General features: G+C 70.6%; 2 protein-coding genes. One reads left to right on the top strand and one right to left on the bottom strand.

Features of this window, described 5'->3' with window-relative positions; all coding sequences use genetic code 11:
- Positions 1 to 380: 380 nt before the first annotated feature.
- The gene (locus HUW36_RS31995; RefSeq protein ID WP_174531476.1) at positions 381 to 1,070 is read left to right on the top strand and encodes a DUF4191 domain-containing protein; all 690 of its coding nucleotides are present in this window, start codon (positions 381 to 383) and stop codon (positions 1,068 to 1,070) included.
- A 62-nt stretch (positions 1,071 to 1,132) separates the two neighbouring features.
- Here the strand turns inward: HUW36_RS31995 and HUW36_RS31990 are convergent, their stop codons facing one another.
- A complete protein-coding gene (locus HUW36_RS31990; protein ID WP_174531475.1) occupies positions 1,133 to 1,531 on the bottom strand; it encodes an RDD family protein in 399 nt (132 codons plus the stop codon).
- Positions 1,532 to 1,864 lie beyond the last annotated feature (333 nt).

The raw sequence follows: 1,864 nt of genomic DNA, 5'->3' as shown, positions 1-1,864 counted from the left end.
CGGGCGTCGGTGGTGCGGGCGGTGTGCTGGCGTCGGCCCAGCCACCCGTGCGCGTGCCGGCGGGGCAGCGACCGGGCGAGCCGGTCGAGGGCCGCGTCGGCCTGCAGCTCGGAGGCGTGGCTGCGGTGGATGCTGAGCAGAAATTCCGCGTCGTTGCCGAACATCGTCGATCTCCCTGTCGTGCGGTGTGTCGTCCCTGTCGACATCGACTTTCCGCGCGAAGGTGCCCCCGGGGCATGGGTACGGTGCCTGATCTTCGTCGGTCCCACCTCCTTACCCGAGGGCCGGAACGGGCCGGCGCGGCCGTAAGGTACTCAGCCCGCGCCGGAAGGGGCGGCCACGGATCAACGGGCCGGGCGCCGACCACTAGACTCTGCGGCATGGCAAAGCCCCAGGAGAAGGTCTCGTTCGGCCAGCGGCTGAAGCAGATCGGGATGGTGTTCCGGTTCACCGCCAAGCAGGACAAGTGGTTCGCGCCGCTGACGGCGGCGGCGGTGCTGATCCCGCTCGCGCTCACCGTGGTCGCGGTGCTCGCCTGGGGCTGGATCTGGCTGCCGATCGGCATCCTGCTCACCCTGCTCGCCGTGCTGATCGTGCTCAACCTGCGGTCCAACAAGGCGATGATGAACGCCGCCGAGGGGCAGCCCGGCGCGGCGGCGCAGATCATGGAGAGCATGCGCGGCGACTGGCGGGTCACCCCGGCGGTCAGCTCCACCACGCAGATGGACATGGTGCACCTGGTGGTGGGCCGGCCCGGCGTGATCCTGCTGGCCGAGGGGAACCCGCAGCGCGTCCGGGGTCTGCTGGGCCAGGAGAAGCGCCGGCTGGCCAAGGTGATCGGCAGCGCTCCCCTGCACGACTACGTGATCGGTCAGGGCGACGGTGAGCTGCCGGTCCGCAAGCTGCGGATGACGCTGATGCGGCTGCCCCGCAGCCTCTCCCCCAAGGACGTGAACGCTCTCGACAAGCGCCTCAAGGCGCTGACCGCGCGGCCGCAGATGCCCAAGGGCGCGGTCCCGAAGAACATGCGGCCGCCGCGCGGCGCGTTCCGGCAGACCCGGGGTCGCTGACCTCCGACGTACGCGGAGAAGGAGCCGGTCCCCGACGGGGGCCGGCTCCTTTCCGGTGCGGGTCAGCGGCGGGGCGCGTCGGTGACGACCGATCCGGTGAGGCGGTCGTGCAGGCCGCGCCGGTGCTCGTCCATGATCAGGGCCGGCACGACGAGGGCCAGCAGCAGGCCGCGCAGCAGCGCGCGGACGATCCCGATCCGGCCTCCGTCGGCCCAGGCCACGCAGCGGACCCGGGTCAGGAACATGCCCGGCGTCTGGGCGAACAGGCCGAGGAAGAAGCCGTACTCCAGGACCAGCACCAGGACGGGTGACCATCCGTCGCGGGTCGGCTGCGCGAAGGTGCCGGCGACCAGCAGGCAGAGGATCCAGTCGATGACCAGCGCGCCGAAGCGGCGGCCGAGGCTGGGTGGGGTGAAGGTGGGGTCGGTGGCGGGCGGCACCGGGGTTGCGGTTTCGGTCACAGCGGCCAGGGTAGCGCCGCGTCGGCGCCTACCGGTAAATCCGACGAACGCCGCAAAGGCCAGCAGACCAGGCGGGGATGACGCTCCGCGAGCGACGTAACACGGCGGAAACAGAGGAGACACGGCCGGGCAACCGCCCGGCCATAGCGTCGCCAGGAGCCAGCCACCGGAGTGGACCTGCCAGGAGGACGTGTGTTCGCCAATCCCGAGGAACTCCTGCGATACCTCAAGAACGAGGACGTGAAGTTCGTCGACGTACGTTTCTGTGACCTGCCCGGCGTGATGCAGCACTTCAACCTGCCGGTCGAGTCCTTCGACGACAGCGTCTTCACC

This window comes from Micromonospora maritima (genome assembly GCF_902825405.1).
GTDB classification, from domain to species: domain Bacteria; phylum Actinomycetota; class Actinomycetes; order Mycobacteriales; family Micromonosporaceae; genus Micromonospora; species Micromonospora maritima.
The sequence above is the reverse complement of the archived record's forward strand: the minus strand, read 5'-3'. Positions and strand labels throughout refer to the sequence as shown.

What these genes read in the sequence shown, in the direction of transcription:
- HUW36_RS31995 (WP_174531476.1), top strand. Translation starts at nt 381, where the DNA reads ATGGCAAAGCCCCAGGAGAAGGTCTCGTTCGGCCAGCGGCTGAAGCAG.